Consider the following 23,813-nt stretch of genomic DNA (forward strand, 5'->3'; position numbering starts at 1 on the left):
AGCGACAGGGCGCGGTCGGGGGGCCGCTTTCGGTTGTCGGTGTCGCCGGTTACTCCTCCAGTTCGGCTACGCCCGTGATGCGGTGCAGGGGGTAGGTCCGTACCTCGTCGGCCGTGTGGTCGTAGGCCGTGACGAAGCCGCCCTCGACGCGGATCGGGGCGATCACCCGCTGGCTGGCGCTGCCCTCGGCGTTGACGTAGCCGATCCACAGGGCCTCGCCGGTCAGCACAGCGGCCTGGACGGTGGCCAGGGTCTCGGCGGAGCCGGTGCGCGGCAGCTCGCCCGGGGCCGGCGCGGCGCCGGTGGCCTTGCGCGGCGTGGTGGCGGCCAGGTCGCCCGCCCGGATCGCCCGGATCGCCGCCGTGAGCAGCGTGGCGTCCGGCGGCGGCGGGCCGTCCGGCACCGGCTCGGGCGCGGTGCGCGGCGGCGTGCGGTGGGCGTGGGCGCGGGCGATCAGCACGTCCCCCTCGGCGGACTCCGCCGCCGGCGCGTACCCCATCGCGCGCAGCCCCTCCAGCAGCGCGGCCGGGTCCGCCTGGGTGGCGAGGACGGTCGGCGCCAGCCGGCGCAGCCGCAGCGCGGCCGACCGCTTGTCGGCGAGGATCTCGTTCAGCAGGGCGTCGTCGTCGCAGCGGACGTACGCCGAGGCCGCCCCCACCCGCAGGTGGCCGTGCCTGCGGGCCACGTCGTCGATGAGGTAGGCCAGCGGCTGCGGGACCGGTGTGCGGGAGTGCGCGGTGAGGAAGGCGTGCAGGTCGGTCGCGGTCCGACCGGCGTCCAGCGCGCGGCGGACCGAGGCCGGGGTGAAGCGGTAGACGGTCGCCCCGCCCTTGGACTCGACGTCCGCCAGGACCCCGAGCGTCTCGGCCAGCGGCCGCCGCAGCGGGCCCGGGGCCACCGCCGTCAGGTCGGCCTGGAGCAGCACGTGGTCCAGGGGCTCGGGCAGCAGCGGCGCGAGGAGCCGGGCCGCGGCGCCGGCGGCGACGGCCTGCTCGGCGGCGGTCAGCGGCTCGGCCGGTGCGGCCGGGCGGTGGTGGACGGGCAGCTTGTCACCGGGGCCGGAGGACTCCGCCCCCGCCGCGTGCCCGGCCACGGTCGCGCCCAGCAGCGCCCGGCCGTGCGCCGACAGCGCACCGCGCCCGGTGACGCCGAGCAGTTCCGCCTCCGCGAGGGTCCAGCGGGCGAGCCGGGAGCGCAGGTCCTCCCCGTCGTCCGGCCGGGGCCCGCGCAGCGGCCGCTCCCAGCGCAGCCGGGCCAGGACCGCCTCGGCCGCCGGCGCCCCGCCCGCCGGGAGCCCCGCCAGCAGGGTCAGCACCCGGTGCCGCACCTCGGGCGCGGCGGACCGGTCGAGTCCCGGCCCCAGCGCGGACAGCGTGCGGTCCTTGGCGTCCCGGCCGCCGATCAGCCCCGGCGTCCGGGTGGCCGTCAGCCAGGCCTGGGCCAGCCGGGCCCAACGCTCGGCGGGGGGCTGATCGAGCCATTCGTCGTGGGCGGGCGTGGCCGCGTACCGCTCGTCGGCCTCGCCGTCGGAGGCGAGCAACCCGGCCGCGTAGGCCAGCTCGATCCAGAAGGCGGCGACCGGCTCGGACACGTCGAGGGCGACGGCCGTCCGCTTCAGGTCCCGCACGCTGAGACCGCCGGCCCGCAGCACCGCGGGGCCGCCCTCGTCCCAGTCCTTCAGCAGCTCCTCGACGGTGGCCAGCGCGGTGTACGCCTGCCCGGCCGCGGTGGCGTCCACCACCTGCGCCCCGTGCGTGGCGGCGGGCTCCACGGCGGGCGGCCGCGGCTCGGGCGCGCGGTGGGCGCGGCCCTCGCGCAGGTGCAGTGCCACCTCGCGGGGCAGCACCACGGTGCCGGGCGCGGTCGGCAGCAGCAGGCCGCGGTCCAGCAGCCAGCGCAGGTGCGCCGCCGGTTCCGGGGTGACCTGCCCGTACGGCGGCCCCCACACCAGCCGGGACAGCACCTCCCGGGAGGCGTCCGGCGCCTGCGCGAGCAGCTTGGCCATCTTCCTGCGGTCGGTGAACAGAGCGGTCAGCGCGGTGACCGCGGAGACCGAGTCGTGCGTGGACGGCAGTCCGGCGCAGGCGACGATCTCCTGGATCCGCCCCGGCGACATGCCCGAGGTGGCCTCCTGCACGCTGGGGCCGAGCCCGGTGGGGGAGGGGTGCTGCGCGGAGGGCGCCAGCAGCTCCTGTGCGGTGCGCACCAGCCGCAGCCGGTCGTCGTCGCCCCAGACCAGCGCCTGTTCGCGCAGGACGGCGACGGCGCGGGGCAGCGCGGCGGCCACCGCCGAGTCGCCCGCGTCCCCCGCCATCAGGCCGAGCAGCGTCCCGTACGACGCCGGGTCCGGGGCCACCGCCAGCGCCTCCGCCGTCTGCAGGGCGAACCGGTCCAGCCGTTCCAGTGCCCGCAGCACCGAGGCGCGGGTGCCGGCGCGGGTGGCGAGCTGGGTGAGGTCGGTGGGTACGGGGGTGATGAGGTCGGGGCGGCTGCGCAGCAGCGCGGCCAGCGAGGCGTCGTCCCTCATGCGGAGCGATTCGGCGAGGGAACGGGGGGCTGAGTTGGCCTCGGGGCTCATCTGACCCACGTTAGCGGGTGCCGTGCCGAACGCCGGGCGGGCGGTTCGGTGCCGGTCTGCGCTACCTTCCTCAACGGGTTTCATCGGCAAGGGGTTTCATCGGCGTCGCCCCGGAGGGGTTCCGTGGGGATCGAGAGCGACCAGGTCGTCTACGAGTATCTGAGCCGCGTCGGGGACGTCGCTCAGCAGCGTCAGTTGCCGTCGTCCACCCGGATGCGGCTGGTGTCGCGGCTGCGCGACGAGATCGACCGGCACCGCGCCCGGACGGCGGTGGACAGTCCGGCCGCCGTGCGCCGCATCCTGGACCGGCTCGGCACGCCGGACGAGGTGGTCGAGGCCGCGGGCGGCGCCGCGGCGGTCCCGCAGCCGCCGGTCACCGCCGTGCCCGTGCAGCGCGAGCCGGAGCCGGAGGAGCGGCCCAAGGGGCTGCGCCGGGTCGTGCCGCGGCCGCGCCCCGCCGAACCGGAGCGGCCCGCCCCGCCCCCGGGCGCCTCGCCGCCGCACCTGGCCGCCGCGCACGAGCTGGGGGACGGCGCGGCGCGGCCGGATTGGTGGCGGGTGGACGACAGCCCGTTCGGTCCGGCGGCGAGCGACGCCGTTCCGGGCTTCGTGGGCGGGGTGGAGATCGCCGACCTGCTCAAACGCCCTCCGAAGGACCCCGAGGCGACGGAACGACCCGCCGCGGACGAGCCGAAGGAGGCGAAGGAGGCGATCGACCGGGCCCCGGCCCCCGTGCGCCGCCGTCTCCTCCCGCTGCCCCGTCCGGCCGCCGGCTGGACCAACCCGCTCCTGCTGCTGGCCGCCGCCGCGCTGGTCGCGGGCGCCGTGCTCGGCAACTGGTTCGCGCTGCTCCTCGGCTGGCTGATCGCCTACGGCTCCCGGCGCCTGACCCCGGCCGAAACCAAGTGGGCGGTACTGGTCCTGCCCGGCTCGGCGGCGGTGGCGGGCCTGGTCTGGCTGTGGGGCAGGAACACCGGCCGCTGGGGCGACCCCATCGCCCGGGGCCACATGAACGACGCCCTCGCCCAGACCTGGCCGTGGGTGGTCAGAGGCGCGGCGATCGCCTCAGCCCTCTACCTGGTCTGGCGCTCCCAACGAACCCGCTGACCGACTCCCCCCACCCCACACCCGCCGACCGCCCCCCACGCATCCCGCACCCGCCGACCGCCCCTCACGCATCCCGCACCCGCCGACCGCCCCTCACGCATCCCGCACCCGCCGACCGCCCCTCACGCATTCCGCACCCGCCGACCGCCCCCCGGGGCTCTCCCCGCACCCGCTGGCCAGCCCCCCACTCACCCGCACCCGCCGACGGCGACTGCCCCCCACAGGGGCCACCCGCACCCGACGACGAAACCCGCACGGGCGGTGCGGGTGGGAACCCGGACCCGGCCGCAGGCCGGGTGCCCCCCACGCACCCGCACCCGCACAACCACCGCACACCCCCCCCGGGCCATAAAGCCCCCGCACACCCCCCCCGTGCCAGAAAGCCCCCGCACAGCCACCCGCACAAAAGAGCCCCCCCACCCCCCGGCAAAATGACCCCCATGACTCTCACCGTCGGCTTCGACCTGGACATGACCCTCATCGACTCCCGCCCCGGCATCCGCGCCTGCTATCTCGCGCTGTCGGAGCGGACGGGCACGTACATCGACGCCGATCTCGCGGTGACCCGCCTGGGCCCGCCTCTCGCGGAGGAGCTGATCAACTGGTTCCCCGCGGAGCACGTCCCCGCGATGGCCGACCTGTACCGGGAGATGTACCCGGCGATCGCGATCACCGCGACCCCCGCCATGGCCGGGGCCAGGCAGGCGATGGAGGCGGTGCGGGAGGCCGGCGGGCGGACGATGGTGGTGACGGCGAAGTACGAGCCGAACGCGAAACTGCACCTCGCCCACCTGGGCCTGGAGCCGGACCTGGTGGTCGGCGACCTGTGGGCCGAGCAGAAGGCGCGGGCTCTGCGCGAGCACGGCGCGCGGGTGTACGTCGGCGACCACGTGGGTGACGTCCGCGGCGCCCGTACGGCGGGCGCGCTGTCCGTGGCCGTGGCCACCGGCCCCTGCGACGGGGAGGAACTGCGCGCCGCCGGGGCGGACGTCGTGCTCGACGACCTCGGCGCGTTCCCGGCCTGGCTGGCCGGCTACCGCGAGGCGCCCGGCGCCGTCTCCCCGGCCTGACGGCGCCCGGCGGCGACGGAGCGCAATATCCCCGCGCCCGCGATCAGGAAGCCGACGGCCATGAGCATGCTCAGGCCGAACATGAACGTCGGGAAGGGCTTGGTGCCGAGGAGCAGCGGGGCCACGGTGACGAGAGTGGCCAGTGCCCCGACGAAGAACACGATGACACCGGCGCGGATCAGTCGGTCACCGGGTCCGGCGGAATTCGGTTGGGTTTTGTCACGCACCGGACCAGGGTAGTTCCCAGCGCGAGAGAACAACCGGTGGACGTCTTGTCACCCGCCCGAAGACCATTAGCCTTGGTTGCGGCGGGTCACGGTCGACCCGCTCTCTGCTGTCAGAAGCCTTTTCCGAGCAGTTTTCCCGACGAGTACGAGGACGAGGACAGACGTGCCCACCGGCAAAGTCAAGTGGTTCAACAGTGAGAAGGGCTTCGGCTTTCTCTCCCGCGACGACGGCGGTGACGTCTTCGTCCATTCCTCGGTTCTGCCCGCCGGAGTGGATGCGCTCAAGCCGGGACAGCGTGTGGAGTTCGGCGTCGTCGCCGGTCAGCGCGGCGACCAGGCGCTCTCGGTGACCGTGCTCGACCCGGCGCCCTCGGTCGCTGCGGCCCAGCGCAAGAAGCCCGACGAGCTGGCCTCGATCGTGCAGGACCTGACGACCCTCCTCGAGAACATCACGCCGGGCCTGGAGCGGGGCCGCTACCCGGAGAAGACCTCCGGGAAGAAGATCGCCGGCCTGCTGCGCGCCGTCGCCGACCAGCTCGACGTCTAGGCCGTGTCCGCGAAGTCGCGTCTGCGTCGCGACTTCGCGGACACGACCTAGGGGAACGCGAGCGCGTCCGGACCGAGGGGCGGTACGAGCCCCTCGGCCGCCGCGCGGGTGAGCAGCCCGCGGATCGCGGCGTAGCCGTCCTCGCCGAGCGCGGCGGTGAACTCGTTCACGTACAGCCCGATGTGCTGATCGGCGACGGCCGGGTCCATCTCCTGGGCGTGCTCCATCACGTAAGGCCTGGACGCCTCCGGGTCGTCCCAGGCGGCCTGCACGGAGGCGCGCACGGAGTCGGCGAGCCGGTTCAGCGTGTCCGCGCCCAGCGAGCGCCTGGCGATGATCGCGCCCAGCGGGATCGGCAGCCCGGTCGTGCGCTCCCAGTGCTCGCCCATGTCGGCGAGCTTGTGCAGCCCGTAGTTCTGGTAGGTGAAGCGCGCCTCGTGGATGACGAGGCCCGCGTCGACCTTGCCGTCCCGCACGGCCGGCATGATCTCGTGGAACGGCATGACGACGATCTCGCCGACGCCGCCGGGCAGGGTGTCCGCGGCCCACAACCGGAACAGCAGGTAGGCGGTGGACCTCTCGCTCGGCACCGCGACCGTACGGCCCGTCAAGTCCGCACCAGCCTCGCGGGTCAGCACCAGCGGACCGCAGCCCCGGCCCAGCGCCCCGCCGCAGGGCAGCAGCGCGTAGTCCTCCAGGACGTACGGCAGCACCGCGTACGACACCTTCAGCACGTCGAACTCGCCGCGCTCGGCCATGCCGTTGGTGATGTCGATGTCGGCGAAGGTCACGTCGAGCGCGGGCGCGCCGGGGACGCGGCCGTGCGCGAGGGCGTCGAAGACGAAGGTGTCGTTCGGGCAGGGCGAGTACGCGATCTGAAGCTGCTCAGCGGTCATGCGGGTTCCAACTCTCCAGTACGGGCGTGAGCTTCCCGAAGCCCTCGGTGAGGGCGGCGAGGGCTTCGCCGATGCGCCAGGCGGCGCGGTCGCGCGGGCCGACCGGGTTGGACACCGCGCGGATCTCCAGCACGGGCACGCCGTGCGCGGCGGCCGCCTCGGCCACGCCGAACCCCTCCATGCCCTCGGCGAGGACCCCGGGGTGACGGGCGCGCAGCTCGGCGGCGCGGGCGGCGGTGCCGGTGACGGTGGAGACGGTGAGCACGGTGCCGGCGCGCGCTCCGGCAGCCTGGGAGATTCCTCGTACGAGTGATTCCGGCGGCCGGTGGGTGACGGTTCCGAAGCCCAGTTCGGTGACCGGGAGGAAGCCGTCGGCGGTCTCCGCGCCCAGGTCGGCCACCGTGATCGCGTCGGCGACGACGAGTGAGCCGAGCGGCGCCTCCGGCGCGAAGCCCCCGCCGATCCCGGCGCAGACCACCAGGTCGTAGGGCGTCCCGGCGAGTGCGGCGGCGGTCAGCGCGGTGGCCGTGGAGGCGGCGGCGAGGGCCGGTCCGACACCGGCGGCCAGCAGGTCGGGGCCGTATTGGACCCGGACGAGTCCGGCGCCCGGCAGCCGTACGGCGACCGTCTCGCCGGGGAACGCGCCCGCCACCGCGTCCCGTTCGGCCGGGACGGCGGTGGCGACGAGGACGCGTGCGGAAGGCGTGGTCAGCTCGCCTTCTTCACCTTGAAGGACCACAGGCCCTTGGGCGGGTTGCTGCCCATCTGGATCGACACGGTGTTGGTGTCGCCCTGGGTGCCGTACTGCTGGTTGAAGAAGGCGTTGTACGGGAGGGTGCGCGTGGTCAGCTTGCTGGACTCGGAGAACGGGTTGCCGTTCACCAGGATCGTCCAGCCGGCGTCCGCGATCTTCGGGTCGACGCCGAAGCGGACCGTCTGGTCCTGGCCCACCTCGATGGACTCGATGTCCTTCGCCTTCTTGGAGCACTTCGCCAGCGACTTGGCGTCCAGCGCCTTGCCGTCGTTGTAGCAGAGCGCCTCCGAGCTGACCGAGTTCCGGCCGACGGTGACGGTCGCGACGGGCGTCGGCTTGTCGCAGGCCGACAGGACGAGCAGTCCGGCGGTAACGGCGCCGGCGGCGGCGACGGCGCGGCGGCGTCGCACAGCACGTGTTACATCAGCGGCTTCGCCGCGGGGCAGCGTGGTCATGGCCGAAGGCTATCGGGCGCCCATGGCCGTCCGCCCACGTGGGGTACGGCGTGCCCGGTTCGTTACGCCACTCGCGCCCTGGTCCGGCCGCCGTGCCGGGCCGAGGCGAGCAGCCCGCGCAGCGTGCCCAGCCAGCCGGCCGCCACGAACGCGGCGGCCACGGCGAGACCCAGGGTGCCGTTGAGCGGCATCACGATGCCGACCGCGCCGCCGAACACCCACGCCATCTGCAGCAGCGTCTCGGACCGGGCGAACGCCGAGGTGCGCACCTGCTCCGGCACGTCCCGCTGGATCAGCGCGTCCAGCGACAGCTTGGCCAGCGCCTGGGCGAACCCGGCGACGGCGGCCAGGCAGGCCACCAGCAGCGCTCCGAAGAACACGGCGGCCACCACGGCCGTGCCGAGCGCCACCGCGACGACCGTCACGATGATGACCTCGGGCGCCTTCGACTTCAGCCAGGCGCCCACCGCCGTGCCGAGCGCGTTCCCCGCCCCGGCCGAGACGCCCACTATCCCCAGCGAGACCGCCGCGCTGGACCCGGTCAGCGGGTGCTCGCGCAACAGGAACGCGAGGAAGAAGATCAGGAAGCCGGAGAGGCAGCGCAGCGCCGCGTTGGCGGCGAGGGCGTGCGTGACGGCCGGCCCGACGGTCCGCAGTCCCGGCCGCTTGGCCTGCTGCCGCCGCGGCCCGTGCAGATGCTGTTCGTCGGCCGCGAGCAGCGCCACGTCCTCGCCCTTGGCGGAGTCGACCTTCGGCGGCAGGGAGAAGGACAGAAACGTCCCTGCGACGAAGATCACGAACGCCCCGTACAGCGGCCAGGGATCACCGAGGGCGTGCAGGCCCGCTCCGATCGGCGCGGCCACGCCGGTGGCCAGCAACCCGGCCAGCGTGACCCGCGAGTTCGCCTTCACCAGGGAGAAGGCGGGTGGCAGCAGCCGGGGCACGACCGCGCTGCGGACCACCCCGTAGGCCTTGGACGCGACCAGCACCCCGAGCGCCGCCGGATACAGTTCCAGACTTCCGCTCGCCACGGCCCCCGAGATGATCAGCGCCAGCAGCGCCCGGGTCAGCATCGCCCCGGCCATCGCGGCCCGCCGCCCGTGCGGCAGCCGGTCCAGCAGGGGCCCGATGACGGGCGCCAGCACCGTGAAGGGGGCCATTGTGATGGCCAGGTAGAGCGCGACACGCCCGCGGGCCTCGTCGGTCGGCACCGAGAAGAACACGGTCGACGCCAGCGCGACCGTGATCATGACGTCCCCGGCGCCGTTCACCGCGTGCAGTTCGATCAGCTTGCCGAGGCCCGACTCGCCCGCGCCGTGGGCGTGCGTGACCTTGCGGATGCCCCGCGCGGTGCCGGTCACGGGGGAGTGCAGGGCACGGCCGACCGCGCGGACGGCACCGCCGACCCGGCCCGATCCGCCACCCCGAACGCTGTCCCTGTCCGTGGCTGCCACGTCGTTCATAGTGCCCCGAGACCCCGCCCGATAGTGCGGTTTGAATCCAAGCGAGTCGGCGGGCCGTCCGGCGGCGGCCGGGCGGCGGGCGGCCCGCCACCCGATCACCCCATGACGGACACGGGCTCCCGGACCGGTCTTTTTTCGGCCAACAGGACTGCTCGCCGGGGCCGGTTCTCGGCCAACCGGCGCGCGCGGCCGGTCGGGAAACATCGCCGGGCAGCGGCGGACTGTCCCCGACCACCGACGACCGGGTAGCGTGCGTATCTCAGCCATAACGCAGAATGGATGGCAGAGGTGCGCCCGAGCGCGATCGGATGCGGACGTCGATGCGGCCCCCTGGTCCGCTCCGTCCCCCCAACCGCCGGAGGCAGCCGCACTCATTGCAGACGGCGTAGGAGAGAAGCGATACCTGTGAGCGCAGCGACAACGCGAAGCCGCACCCCCGACCGTCTGTGCGCCGAGGCCGTCGACCTCGCCCGGTCCGCCGCCGAGGAGGCCGCCGCACCCGGAGTGGTGGGCGAGCACGTGGGGCTGGTTTCCGAGGGCGACCGTGTTGTCACGCACTTCTTCGAGTGCAAGGAGATGGGCTACCGGGGCTGGCGCTGGGCCGCGACGGTCGCCCGCGCCTCCCGTGCCAAGATCGTGACCTTGGACGAGGTGGTCCTGCTTCCCGGCCCCGACGCCCTCCTCGCCCCCGAGTGGGTGCCGTGGAGCGAGCGCCTGCGCCCCGGCGACCTCGGCCCCGGCGACCTGCTCCCCACCGACCAGGAGGACCTGCGTCTGGAGCCCGGCTACACGGGCGAGGAGGAGCCCCCGCCGAACTCGATCGTGTCCGGGGAGATTGCGGAACTGGCGGAGGCCGAGGACGCGGAGGTCTCCCCCGGCGCCCCGGCCGTCCAGCCCACGACGCCCGTACGCGGCTCGATCGCCTCGGTGGCGGAGGAGCTGGGCATGCGGCGCGCGCGGGTGCTCTCCCGGTACGGCCTGCACATGGCGGCCGACCGCTGGGAGGAGTCGTTCGGCCCCCAGACCCCGATGGCCCAGGCGGCCCCCGCCACCTGCGCGACCTGCGGGTTCCTCACCCCGATCGGTGGCTCGCTCGGCCAGGCCTTCGGCGTCTGCGCGAACGAGTTCTCCCCGGCCGACGGCCGGGTGGTCTCTCTGTCCTACGGCTGCGGCGCCCACTCCGAGGCGGCCGTCATGCCGAAGACCCCGCAGCCGCCCCCGCCGGTCGTCGACGAGACCCGGATCGACGTCTTCCCGCTCCGCCCGGCCCGCGACTCGGGCTCGGTCCCGGAGACGGGCGACGCGGAGACCGCGGAACTCGGCCACTCCTGAAGACGGGGGGCGTCGTGCGGGTGGGGGTGAGCGGGCGTGCCGTCCGGTGGATCACGTTCGGGGCGATCGCGTTCGGCTCGCTGTTCCTGGTCGTCGGGCTGATCCTCACGGGCGTGTCGGTCTCGTTCCTGTCCGGCGCGAAGCACGCCCGGGGGACGGTGGTCGCGCTGGAGTGGCGCGAGGACCACAGCGGCTCCCGCAGGAACCGGGCGCACGACGGCCCCGTGGCGTACCCGGTGGTCGCGTTCACCTCGGCGGACGGCGAGCGGCGTACGTTCCGGAGTTCCTTCGGCTCCAACCCGCCGTCCTACGAGAAGGGCGAGCACGTCGAGGTCCTCTACGACGCCGACTCCCCGGACGACGCGCGGGTCAAGGGCTTCGCCTCGCTGTGGCTGCTGCCGCTGATCTTCGGCGGCATCGGCCTGGTCTTCGCCGGCGTCGGCACGACCGTCGCCCTGGTGACACGGCGCCGCTCCCGCTGAGTTCTGGCCGCGGGCCCGGCGCGGATCAGTCGCCGTGGAGCGGCCCGCCAGGGGTGGAGTGGACGGCGGTGAGGACGGTGCCGGTACCGGTGGCCCCCGCTGGACGGGGGCGGCAGCCGGAGCAGAGTCCCGGGTCGGGTGCGCGGAAGGCGTGGTCGCAGCCCTCGCAGTTCTGGAGCGGGTGCCGGACCGCCGGCGGGGGCGTCGGGGCGCGGAACGGGGGCGGCGCGGGCAACCCGGCCGTCAGGCGGTGGGCCAGCAGAGCCGCCGGGCGGCACAGGGGCTCGTCCGGAAGGCCCGTGGTCAGCGCATGCCGTACGACCGAGGGGGCCGCGTCCCGTTCCAGCCAGGCGGCGACTCCCGGCGCCAGGTGGGCGGTGTCCTGGGCCGACAGCAGCAGGCGGGAGTCGTGGCGGCGGAGGTCCGCGAGCAGGTCCGTGGCCCGCCGGACGAGCGCCGGGGAGGCCTGGGCCGGACGCGGCACGGCCGGCAGCGCCCTGCTCGCGGGCTTCTTCCTCCGGGCCGGCGGTGCGGAGGGGGCGTCCCCGTCGCCGCCCGGCTGGTTGCACGAGACCGTGCGCGTGACGATACGGCCGTCCGCCCCGCGCCTGCGCTCGCGCCGCAGGTATCCGTGGGCCTCCAACTCCCGCAGCGCGGCGGCGATCCGGACCGCGCCCTCGGGGAAGCGGGCGGTCAGGGTCCTGATGTCGACCCGGGAGCCCGCGGGCAGCGACTGGATGTGCACCCCGAGCCCGATCGCGAGACCGGACAGCTCCGGATGCTGGGCCAGATGGTTGCCGATCACCGTGAAGCGGGCGGAGTGGCGGGTGTTGTCGTGGATCAGCCCGCCGGCGGCCGACCGCCGGTTCGGGTGGTTCTTGGCGACAACTCGGGACTGGGCGCGCGGGGGCGCGCTACGGTTCTGGGTATCCATCGGGAAGGTGCTGTTCCTTGGTGGTCAGGCCCTCGATCGGGATCGCTAGTCCCGGCCGGGGGCCGTTATTTTTTTTCCGGTTCACCACATGTGCCGTGCTTGCTGCGCCGAGCGTAGAGCGATCAACCGGTCGCCACGCCAGCCGCGTTGGCGATGTTCACCCTGGCGAGTGAGCGCGCGCCGTGGCGGGCGGGAGGGGTGGGGCTTGGGTGGGTTCTTTCTCCCTCGTGGTCCTTTGGGAAAGGGCGCCACTCGGACCGGAGCACGAGTTCCCGGGTCGCGGTGGCAGCACGATCTCCGCCCACACCGTCTTGCGCGGCGTGAGGCCCGGAGTGACGCCCCAGCGGTCGGCCAGGGCGTCGACCAGCATCAGTCCGCGCCCCGAGTCGGCGTCCGGGTCCGGGGTCCCGACGCGCGGGAGCCGGTCGCCCCGGGTGTCGGTCACCTCGATCCGCAGCACGTCCGCGACGACGTAGAGCGTCAGCCGGAAGTCCCGGCCCGTCACCCGCCCGTGCGTGGCCGCGTTCGCCGCCAGCTCGGCCACGATCAGCGCCGCCGGCTCCAACGGCACGCCCCACGAAATGAGTTGTTCCGTGGCGAGCAGCCGGGCCAGCCGGGCGCCGCGCGGCGTGGGGGAGAGCCGCACGCTGAAGTTCGGGATACGGGTGGAGATTTGCTGATTCACGTCACTCAGAGTGGCGACGTGCGCCTACCGTGAACAGTGACGAAGGCGGTACGTACGGTCACTGTCCGGAGCCTGTCCGGCGGTGTCCGGTCTGTCGGGACGGCGGGGACGGGAAGGGGGCGCGCCATGGGCGAGGAAGAGGAGCCGGGCTGGGAGGTCGACCCGGACGACGACTGGGGAGTCGCCGTCATCACCACCGTGGGACGGCAGCTCAGGCTGCGCCGCGAGGCGGTGGGCCTGCGCGCGGCCGAGTTCGGCAGGGTCGTGGGCTACGGCGAGGACATGGTCTACAAGGTCGAGAGCGGCAGACGGATCCCGCGCCCGGAGTTCCTGGACAAGGCGGACGAGGTGCTGAGCGCGGGCGGGCTGCTCGCCGCGATGAAGGAGGACGTGGCCAAGGTCCGCTATCCGAAGCGGGTGCGGGAGCTGGCGCAGCTCGAGGCGAAGGCGGTCGAGCTTCAGCTCTACGACCCCTTGAACGTCCACGGGCTGCTGCAGACGCCGGAGTACGCGCGAGCGCTGCTGGAGATGCGGCGGCCCGCGTACACCGAGGACGTGGTGGAGCGAGGTGTCGCCGCGAGGGTGGCGAGGAAGTCCGTGTTCCAGCGGGACCCCGCCCCGGAGATCAGCTTCATCCAGGACGAATGGACACTCCTGCGGCCTCTCGGGGGCAGGAAGGTGTTACGTCGGCAACTCGAACACCTGCTGATGGTGGGGCAGTTACGTAACGTCGAGATCCAGGTCATGCCGATGGACCGCGAGGAGCACGCGGGAGTCGCGGGCGGGATCGAGGTGCTGAAGTTCGAGAACGGTTCGGCAGTGGGACGCTCACCGGCGGTAGCCAACGGTCGGCCCGTCAACGAGCCGAGGCAGCTCCGTATCCTTGAGCTGCGGTACGGCATCATTCGCGCGCAGGCGCTCACACCACGTGAGTCGACGACCTTCATCGAGAGACTGCTGGGGGCAGCATGATCCGCACTACCGATCTGGCGTGGTTCAAGAGCAGTTACAGCAGCGGCAGCGAGGGTGACTCCTGCGTCGAAGTCGCCCTGGACTGGTTCAAGAGCAGTTACAGCAGCAGCAGTGAGGCCGACTCCTGCGTCGAGGTGGCCCCCACGCCCGCCACCATCCACATACGCGACTCCAAGCAGGACGACGGCCCCCTGCTGACCGTCACCCCCGCCACCTGGGCGACCTTCGTCGCATACGCCTCCCAGCCCTGACGCCGGAGCCGGACGGCCACCCGCTCACGGGGCTGTACCTTCGTCCTCACGCAGACGAGGAGAGTGAACGTGAGCAAGTACGTGCGGCCGGCGACCGAGGGCGCCGACCCCTTCGGCACCGCCCGTCTTCGCCGCGGTGTCCTCGACGCCTGGGCCACCAGCCCCGCCCGGTTCCGCGAGGACGCCAACGCCGAGGAGGACCTGGTCCTCGGCGGCTACCGGGACCGGCTCGTCATCGAGCTGGCCCAGAACGCCGCCGACGCCGCCGCCCGGGCGAAGGTGCCGGGGCGGCTGCGCCTCACTCTCCGCGACGGCGTCCTCGTCGCCGCCAACACCGGCGCCGGGCTGGACGCCACCGGTGTCGAGTCGCTGTCCACCCTGCGGGCCTCCGCCAAGCGGGACGCCGACGACACCCACGGCGCCGTCGGCCGGTTCGGCGTGGGCTTCGCCGCCGTACTGTCCGTCACCGACGAGCCGGCCATCGTCGGCCGGCACGGCGGGGTCCGCTGGTCGCTGGCCGAGGCCAGGGAACTGGCCGCCGACACCGCCCGGCACAGCCCCGGACTCGGGGACGAGGTCCGGCGCCGGGACGGGCACGTGCCGCTGCTGCGGCTGCCGTTCGCCGCCGAGGGCTCTGCCCCCGACCCGTACGACACCGCCGTCATCCTGCCCCTGCGCGACGCGGCCGCCGCCGACCTCGCCGAGCGCCTCCTCGACGCCGTGGACGACGCCCTGCTCCTCGCCCTGCCCGGCCTGGCGGAGGTCGTGATCGAGGTCGACGGCGCGACCCCGCGCACCCTGCGCCGCCGTACCGAGGACGCCGTCACCGTCGTGGAGGACTCGCGGGAGGGCGTCACCCGCTGGCGCACCGTCGCCGCGCACGGGCCGCTCACCGCCGAGCTGCTCGCCGACCGGCCGGTGGAGGAGCGCCTGCGCCCGCACTGGTCGGTGACCTGGGCCGTGCCGGAGGACGACCAGGGGCGCCCGGTCCGGCCGCGCACCGCGGGCGTGGTGCACGCCCCGACCCCCAGCGACGAGCCCCTCGGCGTCCCCGCGCTGCTCATCGCGTCCTTCCCGCTGGACACCACCCGCCGGCACGCGGCCCCCGGTCCGCTGACCGACTTCCTGGTGCAGCGGGCGGCGGACGCGTACACCGAACTGCTCGCCGCCTGGCGCCCGGTGACCGACGGCGTCATCGACCTGGTGCCCGGGCCGCTGGGCAAGGGGGAGCTGGACGGCGCGCTGCGCCAGGCGGTCCTTGAGCGGCTGCCGCGCACCGCGTTCCTGCCCCCGGCCGCCGACCACACGGAGGACGACGACCTCCCCGAGGCGCTGCGGCCGAGGGACGCCGAGATCGTGGAGGGCGCCGGGGCGGACACCGTGCGGGTCCTCGCCGAGGTGCTGCCCACCCTGCTGCCCGCCGGGCTGGAGCGCCGGGTGGAACTGCGCACCCTGGGGGTGGCCCGGCTGCCCCTCGCCGACGCCGTCGACCGGCTCGCCGGTCTGGAGAAGGACCCCGACTGGTGGTGGCGGCTCTACGACAGCCTCGCCGGGGTCGACCCCGACCGGCTCTCCGGGCTGCCGGTGCCGCTGGCCGGGGGCGCCTCCTTCGGTTCCGGGGGAGGGCGCACCACCATCGGGCCCCGGCACGTGCTGCTGCCCAGCCCCGACGCCGCCGCCCTGGACGCGGACGTGCTCGGCCGGCTCGGGCTGAAGGTCGCGCACGAGGACGCCGTCCACCCGCTGCTGGAGAAGCTGGGCGCGCTGCCCGCGACCCCGCGCGCGGTGCTGACCACCCCGCAGGTGCGGGCCGCGGTGGCGGCCTCGCTGGACGACGAGGGCGGGGCGCTGTGGGAGGAGGACGCTCCGGACGCGGAGGAACTGGCCGACACCGTCCTCGCGCTCGTGCGCGACGCCGCCCTCGAACCCGGTGACGAGCCCTGGCTGGGCGCGCTCGCGCTGCCCGACGAGGACGGCGAACTCGCCCCGGCCGGTGAACTCGTCCTGCCCGGAAGCCCGTTCGCCCAGGTGATCCGCGAGGACGAGCTGGCCGCCGTCGACCCCGACCTGGCCGCCAAGTGGGGCGAGCAGCCGCTCACCGCCTGCGGGGTGCTCGCGAACTTCGCGCTGGTCCGCGCCACGGACGTGGTCCTCGACCCGGACGAACTGGAGCCCCGGGAGGGCGACTTCGCCGAGCCGGACGACGCGGGCCTGCTGGACGCCGTGGACGTGTGGAGCGAGGACATCCTCGACCGCTTCCCGGACACGCCCGTGCCGCCGGTCGCCACCGAACTGGTCGCCGTCCGCGACCTCGACCTGGTGGACGACGACAAGTGGCCGCAGGCGCTCGCACTGCTCGCCCAGCCCCCGCTGCGCGACGCCCTGACCCAGCCGGTGCGCGTCCTGCTGCCCGACGGCACCCACGAAGTCGTGCGCCCGTACACCGCGTGGTGGCTGCGGGGCCACCCGGTGCTCGACGGCCGCCGTCCGGCGGGCCTGCTCGCGGCCGGCGGGGACCCGCTCCTGCACGGCCTGTACGACGAGGCCGACGCGACCGGCTTCGAGGACGAGCAGGTGCTGCGCGCGCTGGGCGTCCGTACCTCCGTCGCCGCCCTGCTCGGCGAACCCGGCGGCGCCGCCGAACTGCTGGACCGCCTGTCCGACCCCGAGCGGCCCGTGAGTCCGGCCCAGTTGCACGGCCTCTACGGCGCGCTGGCCGAGCTGGACCCCGAGCAGGTGACGCTGCCGGACGAACTGCGGGCGGTCGTGGACGGCCGGACCGAGGTGGTGGACGCGGCCGACGCGGTGGTGGTGGACTCCCCGGACCTGCTTCCCTTCACCTCCGGGGTCCCGCTGCTGCCGGTGCCCCCGGCCCGGGCCGCCGAACTGGCCGAACTGTTCCAGGTGCGGCGGCTGAGCGAGTCCGTCACCGGGTCGGTCGACTCCGAGGGCGCCGAGCACGACGTACCGCACGCGGTGCGGGTGCTGCTCGGGCCGCGCACCCCCGGCACCTATGTGGAGCACGACGAACTGGTCGTGGACGGCGTCGAGATCGACTGGCGCCTCACCGACGACGGCACGCTGCACGCGGCCACCCTGGAGGGCGTCGCGGCGGGCCTCGCCTGGGCGGCCGGCCAGTGGCCCCGCCGCTTCGAGGTGGCGGCCCTGCTGGAGGACCCCTCCCGGACGGAGGAACTGGCGCGCGACCGCTGGTTCGACTGAGGCCGGGCGCCAACTTCGTAAGCCACTCGCAAAACCTTCAAATTTTCTACAACCGTTCCCCTGGGTGGCGGGTCTGATCAACGAGTCGCCTGACTCCACGATCATTTGGGCACGCAAGTGCCCACCCTCTCCACACAGGGGAACGCATGCGCATACGTGCCACCGTGGCCGCCGTCACCGGCGCCCTGGCCCTCTCCGCCTTCGTCGTGCCGGCCGCGCAGGCGGCCGACGGCTCCTCTTACACGCCCGCCGACCTGGCGAAGGCCGCCCGCGCCTTCCACGCCGCTTCCGGCAAGTCGGCGTTCAGCTCCTCGGCCGCTGAGGAGCCCTACACGCTCGACCTCACCTTCTCCTCCGTGAAGGTCAACAACGGCAAGCCGATCGTCGTGGGCACCACCAACCACGTCTCCGTGCCGGTCACGTACACGGTCACGCACGGCGCGGACGTCGACATCCACGCCGACGACTTCTTCATGGACGTGGACATCTACCGCGGGTCCTTCGACAGCCCGACCGCCCTGCAGATGGGCGACGACTGGCCGGTCTGCACCGACTCGTCGGCGACGGTGGCGACCTGCAAGGGCACCATCGACATCTACCCGAAGGACGAGTTCCTCGGGCTGACCAACGCGGACGCCACCACCTGGAAGGCCGAGGGCTACGCCGTCGCCCTCAACGGCCAGGACCCGGACACCGGCGACGTGACCAAGATCGGTTACGTGGCCCAGGACCGCGTCGCCACCACCAAGCTCCAGCGCTACTCGAAGCTGACGGTCAACGCCTCCCCGGAGCCCGTCGTCAAGGGCAAGACCATCACGGTCACCGGCAAGCTGTCCCGGGCCAACTGGGACGACCACCAGTACCACGGCTACACCGGCCAGGCGGTGAAGCTGCAGTACCGCAAGAAGAGCTCCAGCACCTACACCACGCTGAAGACCATCACCACCAACTCCACCGGCAACCTGAAGACCACGACCAAGGCCACGGCCGACGGTTACTACCGCTTCTCGTTCGCCGGCACCTCGACCACCCCGGCGGTCAACGCCGCGGGCGACTACGTCGACGTGAAGTAAGCGGCACCGCACCGCACCGGCCCCGGAGACGCGCTGTCTCCGGGGCCGGAAGCATTTCCCCCACTTGTGCCAAGCGGTCGCCCCACCCGGGTAACGGGCGGGCAATCGGGAGCAAAAATCTGGCCGGAAGGCGCTCTCGCCCTACAACCAGCGCCCGGTGTCGCGGATCTGATCGCGTGAGTCAGCCGACTCCACGATCACTTCTCCCTCCAAGGGAACCGCACATGCGCATACGTGCCACCGTGGCCGCCGTCTCCGGCGCCCTGGCCCTCTCCGCCCTCGTCGTCCCGGCCGCCCACGCGGCCACGACGAGCGGCACGCCGTACACCCTCGACGCGAGCTTCTCCAGCGTCACGATCGCCAAGGCGATCAAGGTCGGCACCACCAACGAGGTCAGCACCAAGTACACCTACACGCTGACCCACGGCGCGGACGTCGACATCACCGCGCAGGACTTCTACACCGACGCGTTCCTCTACCGCGGCTCCTTCGCCGACCCGAGCGCCGAGAAGTACGGCGACGACGGGGCGACCTGCACCGCCACCTCGGCGACCACCGCCACCTGCACCGGCACGATCGACGTCCACCCGGCCGGCGACGACCTGGCGAACGCGGACGCCGGCTCCTGGACCGTGGCCGCCGAGGCCATCGCCTTCAACGGGCAGAACCCGGACAGCCCGGACATGAGCAAGGTCGGTTACAAGGACCAGGACGGCCTCGGCAGCACCTTGGTCCAGCGCTACTCCAAGCTCACCGCCAACGCCTCCCCGGAGCCGGTCTACAAGGGCAAGACCCTCACGGTCACCGGCAAGCTCTCCCGCGCCAACTGGGAGGACCACCAGTACCACGGCTACACCGGCCAGCCGGTCAAGCTCCAGTTCCGCAAGGCGGGCACGAGCACGTACACCACCGTCAAGACGGTCTACTCCGACTCCTCGGGCAACCTGAAGACGACCACCACGGCGTCCTACGACGGCTACTGGCGCTTCAGCTTCGCGGGCACCTCGACGACCCCGGCGGTCAGCGCCACGGGCGACTACGTCGACGTGAAGTAGCCCTCAAGCGGGGAAGCGGCGGCCGACCCATCTCCACAGGAACTCGAGGACGGCCGCCGCCACCGCCGCGACGGCCACCGCCGTCCACGGCATGGTGACGCCCACCAGCCTGAGGGCGAAGAAGTCCTGCAGGGCGGGCACGACGAGGACCAGCAGGAAGGCCGCGCCCATCGCGGCCACCAGGGCGATCCGCCACCAGGTGTAGGGGCGGGCGATGATCGCCAGGACCCACATGGAGATCAGGAACAGGGTCAGGGTGGCCGCGCTGGTCTCCGCCTCCAGGGAGCCCGGACCGGTGTAGTAGTGCCGGGCCAGCAGGTACGTCGCGAAGGTCGCCGCTCCCGCCACCACCCCGCCGGGCACCGCGTACCGCATGACCCGGCGGACGAAGTGGGGGTGGGCCCGCTCGGTGTTGGGGGCCAGGGCCAGGAAGAAGGCCGGGACGCCGATGGTGAGGGTGGACAGCAGGGTCAGGTGACGCGGCAGGAAGGGGTACTCCACCTGCCAGCACACCACCAGCAGCGCCAGCAGCACCGAGTACACCGTCTTCACCAGGAACAGCGTCGCCACGCGCGTGATGTTGCCGATCACCCGGCGGCCCTCCGCGACCACCGAGGGCAGCGTGGCGAAGCTGTTGTTCAGCAGCACGATCTGCGCCACCGCCCGGGTCGCCTCCGAGCCCGAGCCCATGGAGACGCCGATGTCCGCGTCCTTCAGGGCCAGCACGTCGTTCACGCCGTCCCCGGTCATGGCGACCGTGTGCCCGCCCGACTGGAGCGCGCCGACCATGTCCCGCTTCTGCTGTGGGGTGACCCGGCCGAAGACGGTCCCCTCGTCCAGCGCCTTCGCCATGCCCTGCTGATCGTCCGGCAGCCGGCGCGCGTCCACCGCCGTACCGGACAGCCCCAGTTTGGCCGCGACCGCGCCGACGGACACCGCGTTGTCCCCGGAGACGACCTTCGCCTGAACCCGCTGCTCGGCGAAGTAGCGCAGGGTGTCGCCGGCGTCGGGGCGCAGCCGCTGCTCCAGCACGACCAGCGCGGTGGGGCGGGCGCCGCGGGCCGGCTCGGGGTCGTCCAGGTCGCGGGTGGCGCGGGCCAGCAGCAGGACCCGCAGCCCCTGCTCGTTCAGGCGCTCGGTCTCGGCCAGGGCCGGGTCGTCCTCGGTGAGCAGTACGTCGGGGGCGCCCAGCAGCCAGGTGCTGGCCTCCCCGTCGCCCTCGCTGAACGCGGCGCCGCTGTACTTGCGGGCGGAGGAGAAGGGCAGCGACTCCACGCAGCGCCACTCCTCGCTGTCCGGACAGGCGTCGATGATCGCCTGGAGGGAGGCGTTGGGGTGCGGGTCGGACTCGCCGAGGGCGCCCAGCACCTTGCGCACGTACGGCTCGTCGGCGCCGTTCAGCGCCCGCAGCTCGGTGACGTCCATGCCGCCCTCGGTCAGCGTGCCCGTCTTGTCCAGACAGACGGTGTCCACCCGGGCCAGGCCCTCGATGGCGGGCAGCTCCTGCACCAGGCACTGCTTGCGCCCGAGCCGGATGACCCCGATGGCGAAGGCCACGGAGGTGAGCAGCACCAGCCCCTCGGGAACCATCGGGACGATGCCGCCGACCGTGCGGGCGACCGCGGCCCCGAGGTTGTCGTTCTTCACCACGAGCTGGGTGATGACCAGGCCGATCGCGGCCGGGACCATCATCCACGTCACGTACTTCAGGATCGTGGAGATGCCGGTGCGCAGCTCGGAGTGGACGAGCGTGAACCGGGACGCCTCCTCGGCGAGCTGCGCGGCGTAGGCCTCCCGGCCCACCTTGGTCGCCCGGAACGCGCCGCCGCCGGCCACGACGAAGCTGCCGGACATGACCTGGTCGCCGGGCCGTTTGTGGACCGGGTCGGCCTCGCCGGTGAGCAGCGACTCGTCGATCTCCAGACCGTCGGCCTCCGCGCACACCCCGTCCACGACGATCTTGTCGCCGGGTCCCGTCTCCACGAGGTCGTCCAGGACGATCTCGCTCGTGGCCACTTCGACGGCGACCCCGTCGCGGCGGACGGTGGGCCGGGCCTCGCCGATCACGGCGAGCGAGTCCAGGGTCTGCTTGGCCCGCCACTCCTGCACGATGCCGATGCCGGTGTTGGCGAGGATCACGAAGCCGAAGAGGCTGTCCTGGATCGGTGCGACGAACAGCATGACCAGCCACAGCACACCGATGATCGCGTTGAACCGGGTGAAGACGTTGGCGCGGACGATCTCGCCCATGGAGCGGCTGCTGCGCACCGGGACGTCGTTGACCTCGCCCCGGGCGACGCGCTCGGCGACCTCGGCCCGGGTCAGGCCGGCCGACCCGGCCGCCGGCAGAGCCACCGGGTGCACCGGGTCGAGCTCGGCTCCCGCGTCGATGTGCGTCATGCATTCGACGGTACGTGCGGATCTGCGGCTTCACCTGCCGAGTGGGCGGAAGATCCGACCTGGGGAGGAGGGGCGTCCTGCGCTGGTTGGAGTGCCCGGCGGCTACCTGCCCGCGGTGGCCGCCTTCAGCGCCGCGTCCCGCTTGATCGCCGCGTCCCGCCTGCGGACGTACCAGACGCCGATCAGGCCGAGACCGCCGCCGGCCAGGCAGGTCCACAGCCACCACAGGTGCCCGTGGTCGTCGAACCAGCCGTAGAAGGGGAGCTGGACCAGGAAGAGGACGAACCACACGATCGTGCCGCCGGTGATGGTGGCGACCACGGGCCCCTCCAGGGGCTCCGGCGCCTCGTGCTTCGGGGTCCACTTCGTCATGGGGGACAGCTTACGAGGCGATCAGGTCTACGCGCGGAGATGGCGGTTTACCGCTCATACGTTCATACTGAAACCGTTTGTCTTTGGCCGCTTCTGTTCGTATGAAACTCCAACGGGGCTCGGGGGAACCCCGCTGGTGATGAGGTCCTCATGTCCACCTCGGCACCTGCCAAGGTCCCCGCCCCCGAGCAGCCGGGCGGCACTCCCGCCTACGGCGCTCTCGACCGCTACTTCCGGATCTCCGAGCGCGGCAGCACGCTCGGCCGCGAGATCCGCGGCGGTCTCGCCACCTTCTTCGCGATGGCGTACATCATCGTGCTGAACCCGATCATCCTGGGCAGCGCGAAGGACATGTACGGGCATCACCTGGACAACGGCCAGCTGGTGACCGCGACCGCGCTGACGGCCGCGTTCACCACGCTGCTGATGGGCGTCATCGGCAACGTGCCGATCGCGCTCGCCGCCGGTCTCGGTGTGAACTCCGTCGTCGCGCTCCAGCTCGCCCCCCGGATGTCCTGGCCTGACGCCATGGGCATGGTCGTGCTCGCCGGCTTCGTGGTCATGCTGCTGGTCGCCACCGGGCTGCGCGAGCGTGTGATGAACGCCGTGCCGTTCGGTCTGCGCAAGGCGATCTCGATCGGTATCGGCCTGTTCATCATGCTGATCGGTCTGGTCGACGCCGGCTTCGTCACCCGTATGCCGGACGCCGCGCAGACCACCGTCCCGCTGCAGCTCGGCGTCGGCGGTCACCTCAACGGCTGGCCGGTGCTGATCTTCGTCCTGGGCGCGCTGCTGACCTTCGGGCTGATCGTCCGCAAGGTGCCGGGCGCGATCCTGATCTCCATCGTCGGGATGACCGTCCTCGCGCTGATCATCAACTCGGTCGCCCACGTCTCCACCTGGGGCCTGACGGTCCCGAAGTGGCCCGGCAACCCGCTGGCCACGCCCGACTTCGGCCTGGTCGGCCAGTTCAGCCTCTTCGGCGGCTTCTCCAAGGTCGGCGTGCTGACCGGCATCCTCTTCGTCTTCACGGTCCTGCTGTCGTGCTTCTTCGACGCGATGGGCACGATCATGGGCATCGGCGACGAGGCCAAGCTGACCGACGCCCAGGGCTACATGCCGGGCATCAACAAGGTCCTCTTCGTCGACGGCATCGCGGTCGCGGCGGGCGGCGCCAGCTCGTCCTCGGCCACCACCGCCTTCGTGGAGTCCACGGCGGGTGTCGGCGAGGGCGCGCGCACGGGATTCGCGAACGTCGTCACGGGCGCCCTCTTCGCGGTGGCCCTCTTCCTCACCCCGGTCGCCACCATGGTCCCGTCCCAGGCGGCCACGCCGGCCCTGGTCGCGGTGGGCTTCCTGATCCTCTCGAACTCCGTCAAGGAGATCGACTGGGCGGACTACACCATCGCCATCCCGGCCTTCGTGACCATGATGATGATGCCGTTCACCTACTCGATCACCAACGGCATCGGCATGGGCTTCATCACCTTCGTGGTGCTGCGCCTGGCCGCCGGCCGGTCCCGCGAGGTCCCGGTCGCGATGTACGTCGTCGCCGCGGTGTTCGCCTTCTACTACCTGATGCCGGCCCTGGGCCTCACCTGAGGCGCGGGCGTCAGGTGACGCCGTAGAACTTCTCCGTCTCCTCGACGGCGGCCTGGAACCGCTCGTCGAAGTCGTCCCGAATGAGCGTGCGGACCACATAGTCCTGCACGCTCATTCCTCTTCTCGCCGCGTGGTGGCGGAGCCGTTCGAGCAGCTCCCCGTCTATCCGCAGGCTGAGCACAGTGGTCCCCATGTGTACTAGGTCGCCACAACCGACCGTCTCATGCGTCACTTTTCGGAAACGACTCACTCTTACGGGTGATCGTGGGGTCGAGTGGCGGGCGTCACGGGGGCCCGGCCCCTTCTCCGGTGGTCCTTAGCGAGAGTAATGAGTTA

22 protein-coding genes are annotated in these 23,813 nt (G+C 72.9%); 11 read left to right on the forward strand and 11 right to left on the reverse strand.

Annotated elements, in window-relative coordinates:
- Positions 1-49: 49 nt before the first annotated feature.
- The gene (locus ACFYU0_RS20780; protein WP_389303131.1) at positions 50-2,578 is read right to left on the reverse strand and encodes a helicase C-terminal domain-containing protein; all 2,529 of its coding nucleotides are present in this window, start codon (positions 2,576-2,578) and stop codon (positions 50-52) included.
- A 123-nt stretch (positions 2,579-2,701) separates the two neighbouring features.
- Between ACFYU0_RS20780 and ACFYU0_RS20785 the strand changes: the two genes are divergently transcribed.
- Positions 2,702-3,685, forward strand: a complete 984-nt coding sequence (locus ACFYU0_RS20785; RefSeq protein ID WP_389303134.1) for a hypothetical protein — start codon at positions 2,702-2,704, stop codon at positions 3,683-3,685.
- 440 nt (positions 3,686-4,125) lie between these two features.
- Positions 4,126-4,755, forward strand: a complete 630-nt coding sequence (locus ACFYU0_RS20790; RefSeq protein ID WP_351665918.1) for a haloacid dehalogenase-like hydrolase — start codon at positions 4,126-4,128, stop codon at positions 4,753-4,755.
- Here ACFYU0_RS20790 and ACFYU0_RS20795 read toward each other — a convergent pair.
- Positions 4,719-4,982, reverse strand: coding sequence for a hypothetical protein (locus ACFYU0_RS20795; RefSeq protein WP_351665916.1), 264 nt, complete (start codon positions 4,980-4,982; stop codon positions 4,719-4,721). The two genes, ACFYU0_RS20790 and ACFYU0_RS20795, sit on opposite strands and share 37 nt — an antisense overlap.
- Positions 4,983-5,145: 163 nt before the next feature.
- On the opposite strand from ACFYU0_RS20795, the gene ACFYU0_RS20800 reads away from it, so the two are divergent.
- A complete protein-coding gene (locus ACFYU0_RS20800) occupies positions 5,146-5,529 on the forward strand; it encodes a cold-shock protein (protein ID WP_143630994.1) in 384 nt (127 codons plus the stop codon).
- Between the two features lie 47 nt (positions 5,530-5,576).
- On the opposite strand, the gene ACFYU0_RS20805 is transcribed toward ACFYU0_RS20800, so the two are convergent.
- The 4 genes from ACFYU0_RS20805 to ACFYU0_RS20820 all read right to left on the reverse strand — a co-directional run bounded on the left by ACFYU0_RS20805 (position 5,577) and on the right by ACFYU0_RS20820 (position 9,097).
- Positions 5,577-6,425, reverse strand: coding sequence for a 1,4-dihydroxy-6-naphthoate synthase (locus tag ACFYU0_RS20805; protein WP_389303137.1), 849 nt, complete (start codon positions 6,423-6,425; stop codon positions 5,577-5,579).
- Complete coding sequence (locus ACFYU0_RS20810) at positions 6,415-7,164, reverse strand: futalosine hydrolase (protein WP_389303140.1); 750 nt, start codon at positions 7,162-7,164, stop codon at positions 6,415-6,417. Before ACFYU0_RS20810 ends, ACFYU0_RS20805 begins: the two co-directional genes overlap by 11 nt.
- Positions 7,134-7,634: a DUF2771 domain-containing protein gene (locus ACFYU0_RS20815; protein ID WP_351665910.1), complete on the reverse strand. Its 501-nt coding sequence runs from the start codon at positions 7,632-7,634 to the stop codon at positions 7,134-7,136. The genes ACFYU0_RS20810 and ACFYU0_RS20815 overlap by 31 nt, the downstream gene beginning before the upstream one ends.
- A gap of 62 nt (positions 7,635-7,696) precedes the next feature.
- The gene (locus ACFYU0_RS20820; protein ID WP_351665908.1) at positions 7,697-9,097 is read right to left on the reverse strand and encodes an MFS transporter; all 1,401 of its coding nucleotides are present in this window, start codon (positions 9,095-9,097) and stop codon (positions 7,697-7,699) included.
- Between the two features lie 405 nt (positions 9,098-9,502).
- On the opposite strand from ACFYU0_RS20820, the gene ACFYU0_RS20825 reads away from it, so the two are divergent.
- Positions 9,503-10,429, forward strand: coding sequence for a DUF3027 domain-containing protein (locus tag ACFYU0_RS20825; protein ID WP_389303144.1), 927 nt, complete (start codon positions 9,503-9,505; stop codon positions 10,427-10,429).
- Between the two features lie 26 nt (positions 10,430-10,455).
- Positions 10,456-10,911 carry a DUF3592 domain-containing protein gene (locus ACFYU0_RS20830; RefSeq protein ID WP_389303146.1) on the forward strand — a complete coding sequence of 152 codons (456 nt, stop codon included), beginning with the start codon at positions 10,456-10,458 and terminating at the stop codon, positions 10,909-10,911.
- A 25-nt stretch (positions 10,912-10,936) separates the two neighbouring features.
- Here ACFYU0_RS20830 and ACFYU0_RS20835 read toward each other — a convergent pair whose 3' ends face one another.
- Both ACFYU0_RS20835 and ACFYU0_RS20840 read right to left on the reverse strand, forming a co-directional pair.
- Positions 10,937-11,845, reverse strand: coding sequence for a helix-turn-helix domain-containing protein (locus ACFYU0_RS20835; RefSeq protein WP_389303149.1), 909 nt, complete (start codon positions 11,843-11,845; stop codon positions 10,937-10,939).
- 157 nt (positions 11,846-12,002) lie between these two features.
- Positions 12,003-12,530, reverse strand: a complete 528-nt coding sequence (locus ACFYU0_RS20840) for an ATP-binding protein (RefSeq protein WP_389303150.1) — start codon at positions 12,528-12,530, stop codon at positions 12,003-12,005.
- A 126-nt stretch (positions 12,531-12,656) separates the two neighbouring features.
- Here ACFYU0_RS20840 and ACFYU0_RS20845 point away from each other — a divergent pair, with 126 nt between their 5' ends.
- The 5 genes from ACFYU0_RS20845 to ACFYU0_RS20865 all read left to right on the forward strand — a co-directional run bounded on the left by ACFYU0_RS20845 (position 12,657) and on the right by ACFYU0_RS20865 (position 19,103).
- Positions 12,657-13,502, forward strand: coding sequence for a helix-turn-helix domain-containing protein (locus ACFYU0_RS20845; protein ID WP_389303153.1), 846 nt, complete (start codon positions 12,657-12,659; stop codon positions 13,500-13,502).
- On the forward strand, positions 13,499-13,753 hold the full coding sequence (locus tag ACFYU0_RS20850; protein ID WP_389303155.1) for a DUF397 domain-containing protein: 255 nt from the start codon (positions 13,499-13,501) through the stop codon (positions 13,751-13,753). Before ACFYU0_RS20845 ends, ACFYU0_RS20850 begins: the two co-directional genes overlap by 4 nt.
- Positions 13,754-13,822: 69 nt before the next feature.
- Positions 13,823-16,975, forward strand: a complete 3,153-nt coding sequence (locus tag ACFYU0_RS20855; RefSeq protein WP_389303158.1) for a sacsin N-terminal ATP-binding-like domain-containing protein — start codon at positions 13,823-13,825, stop codon at positions 16,973-16,975.
- Positions 16,976-17,121: 146 nt separating this feature from the next.
- Positions 17,122-18,048 carry a hypothetical protein gene (locus tag ACFYU0_RS20860; protein ID WP_389303161.1) on the forward strand — a complete coding sequence of 309 codons (927 nt, stop codon included), beginning with the start codon at positions 17,122-17,124 and terminating at the stop codon, positions 18,046-18,048.
- Between the two features lie 224 nt (positions 18,049-18,272).
- Positions 18,273-19,103, forward strand: coding sequence for a hypothetical protein (locus tag ACFYU0_RS20865; protein WP_389303163.1), 831 nt, complete (start codon positions 18,273-18,275; stop codon positions 19,101-19,103).
- A 3-nt stretch (positions 19,104-19,106) separates the two neighbouring features.
- Here the strand turns inward: ACFYU0_RS20865 and ACFYU0_RS20870 are convergent, their stop codons facing one another.
- Both ACFYU0_RS20870 and ACFYU0_RS20875 read right to left on the reverse strand, forming a co-directional pair.
- Positions 19,107-21,503, reverse strand: a complete 2,397-nt coding sequence (locus ACFYU0_RS20870; RefSeq protein WP_389303165.1) for an HAD-IC family P-type ATPase — start codon at positions 21,501-21,503, stop codon at positions 19,107-19,109.
- A gap of 102 nt (positions 21,504-21,605) precedes the next feature.
- On the reverse strand, positions 21,606-21,875 hold the full coding sequence (locus ACFYU0_RS20875; RefSeq protein ID WP_199210977.1) for a DUF2530 domain-containing protein: 270 nt from the start codon (positions 21,873-21,875) through the stop codon (positions 21,606-21,608).
- A 150-nt stretch (positions 21,876-22,025) separates the two neighbouring features.
- Between ACFYU0_RS20875 and ACFYU0_RS20880 the strand changes: the two genes are divergently transcribed.
- Positions 22,026-23,477, forward strand: a complete 1,452-nt coding sequence (locus ACFYU0_RS20880) for an NCS2 family permease (RefSeq protein ID WP_389303168.1) — start codon at positions 22,026-22,028, stop codon at positions 23,475-23,477.
- 10 nt (positions 23,478-23,487) lie between these two features.
- Here the strand turns inward: ACFYU0_RS20880 and ACFYU0_RS20885 are convergent, their stop codons facing one another.
- The gene (locus ACFYU0_RS20885; protein ID WP_097257380.1) at positions 23,488-23,670 is read right to left on the reverse strand and encodes a ribbon-helix-helix protein, CopG family; all 183 of its coding nucleotides are present in this window, start codon (positions 23,668-23,670) and stop codon (positions 23,488-23,490) included.
- Positions 23,671-23,813: the final 143 nt, after the last annotated feature.

It is taken from the genome of Streptomyces sp. NPDC003720 (genome assembly GCF_042875075.1).
GTDB lineage: Bacteria > Actinomycetota > Actinomycetes > Streptomycetales > Streptomycetaceae > Streptomyces.

Coding starts and splice junctions, on each gene's coding strand:
- ACFYU0_RS20780 (WP_389303131.1), bottom strand. CDS start 2,578: ATGAGCCCCGAGGCCAACTCAGCCCCCCGTTCCCTCGCCGAATCGCTC.
- ACFYU0_RS20790 (WP_351665918.1), top strand. CDS start 4,126: ATGACTCTCACCGTCGGCTTCGACCTGGACATGACCCTCATCGACTCC.
- ACFYU0_RS20805 (WP_389303137.1), bottom strand. CDS start 6,425: ATGACCGCTGAGCAGCTTCAGATCGCGTACTCGCCCTGCCCGAACGAC.
- ACFYU0_RS20815 (WP_351665910.1), bottom strand. CDS start 7,634: ATGACCACGCTGCCCCGCGGCGAAGCCGCTGATGTAACACGTGCTGTG.
- ACFYU0_RS20820 (WP_351665908.1), bottom strand. CDS start 9,097: ATGAACGACGTGGCAGCCACGGACAGGGACAGCGTTCGGGGTGGCGGA.
- ACFYU0_RS20835 (WP_389303149.1), bottom strand. CDS start 11,845: ATGGATACCCAGAACCGTAGCGCGCCCCCGCGCGCCCAGTCCCGAGTT.
- ACFYU0_RS20845 (WP_389303153.1), top strand. CDS start 12,657: ATGGGCGAGGAAGAGGAGCCGGGCTGGGAGGTCGACCCGGACGACGAC.
- ACFYU0_RS20850 (WP_389303155.1), top strand. CDS start 13,499: ATGATCCGCACTACCGATCTGGCGTGGTTCAAGAGCAGTTACAGCAGC.
- ACFYU0_RS20860 (WP_389303161.1), top strand. CDS start 17,122: ATGCGCATACGTGCCACCGTGGCCGCCGTCACCGGCGCCCTGGCCCTC.
- ACFYU0_RS20865 (WP_389303163.1), top strand. CDS start 18,273: ATGCGCATACGTGCCACCGTGGCCGCCGTCTCCGGCGCCCTGGCCCTC.
- ACFYU0_RS20870 (WP_389303165.1), bottom strand. CDS start 21,503: ATGACGCACATCGACGCGGGAGCCGAGCTCGACCCGGTGCACCCGGTG.
- ACFYU0_RS20875 (WP_199210977.1), bottom strand. CDS start 21,875: ATGACGAAGTGGACCCCGAAGCACGAGGCGCCGGAGCCCCTGGAGGGG.
- ACFYU0_RS20880 (WP_389303168.1), top strand. CDS start 22,026: ATGTCCACCTCGGCACCTGCCAAGGTCCCCGCCCCCGAGCAGCCGGGC.
- ACFYU0_RS20885 (WP_097257380.1), bottom strand. CDS start 23,670: ATGGGGACCACTGTGCTCAGCCTGCGGATAGACGGGGAGCTGCTCGAA.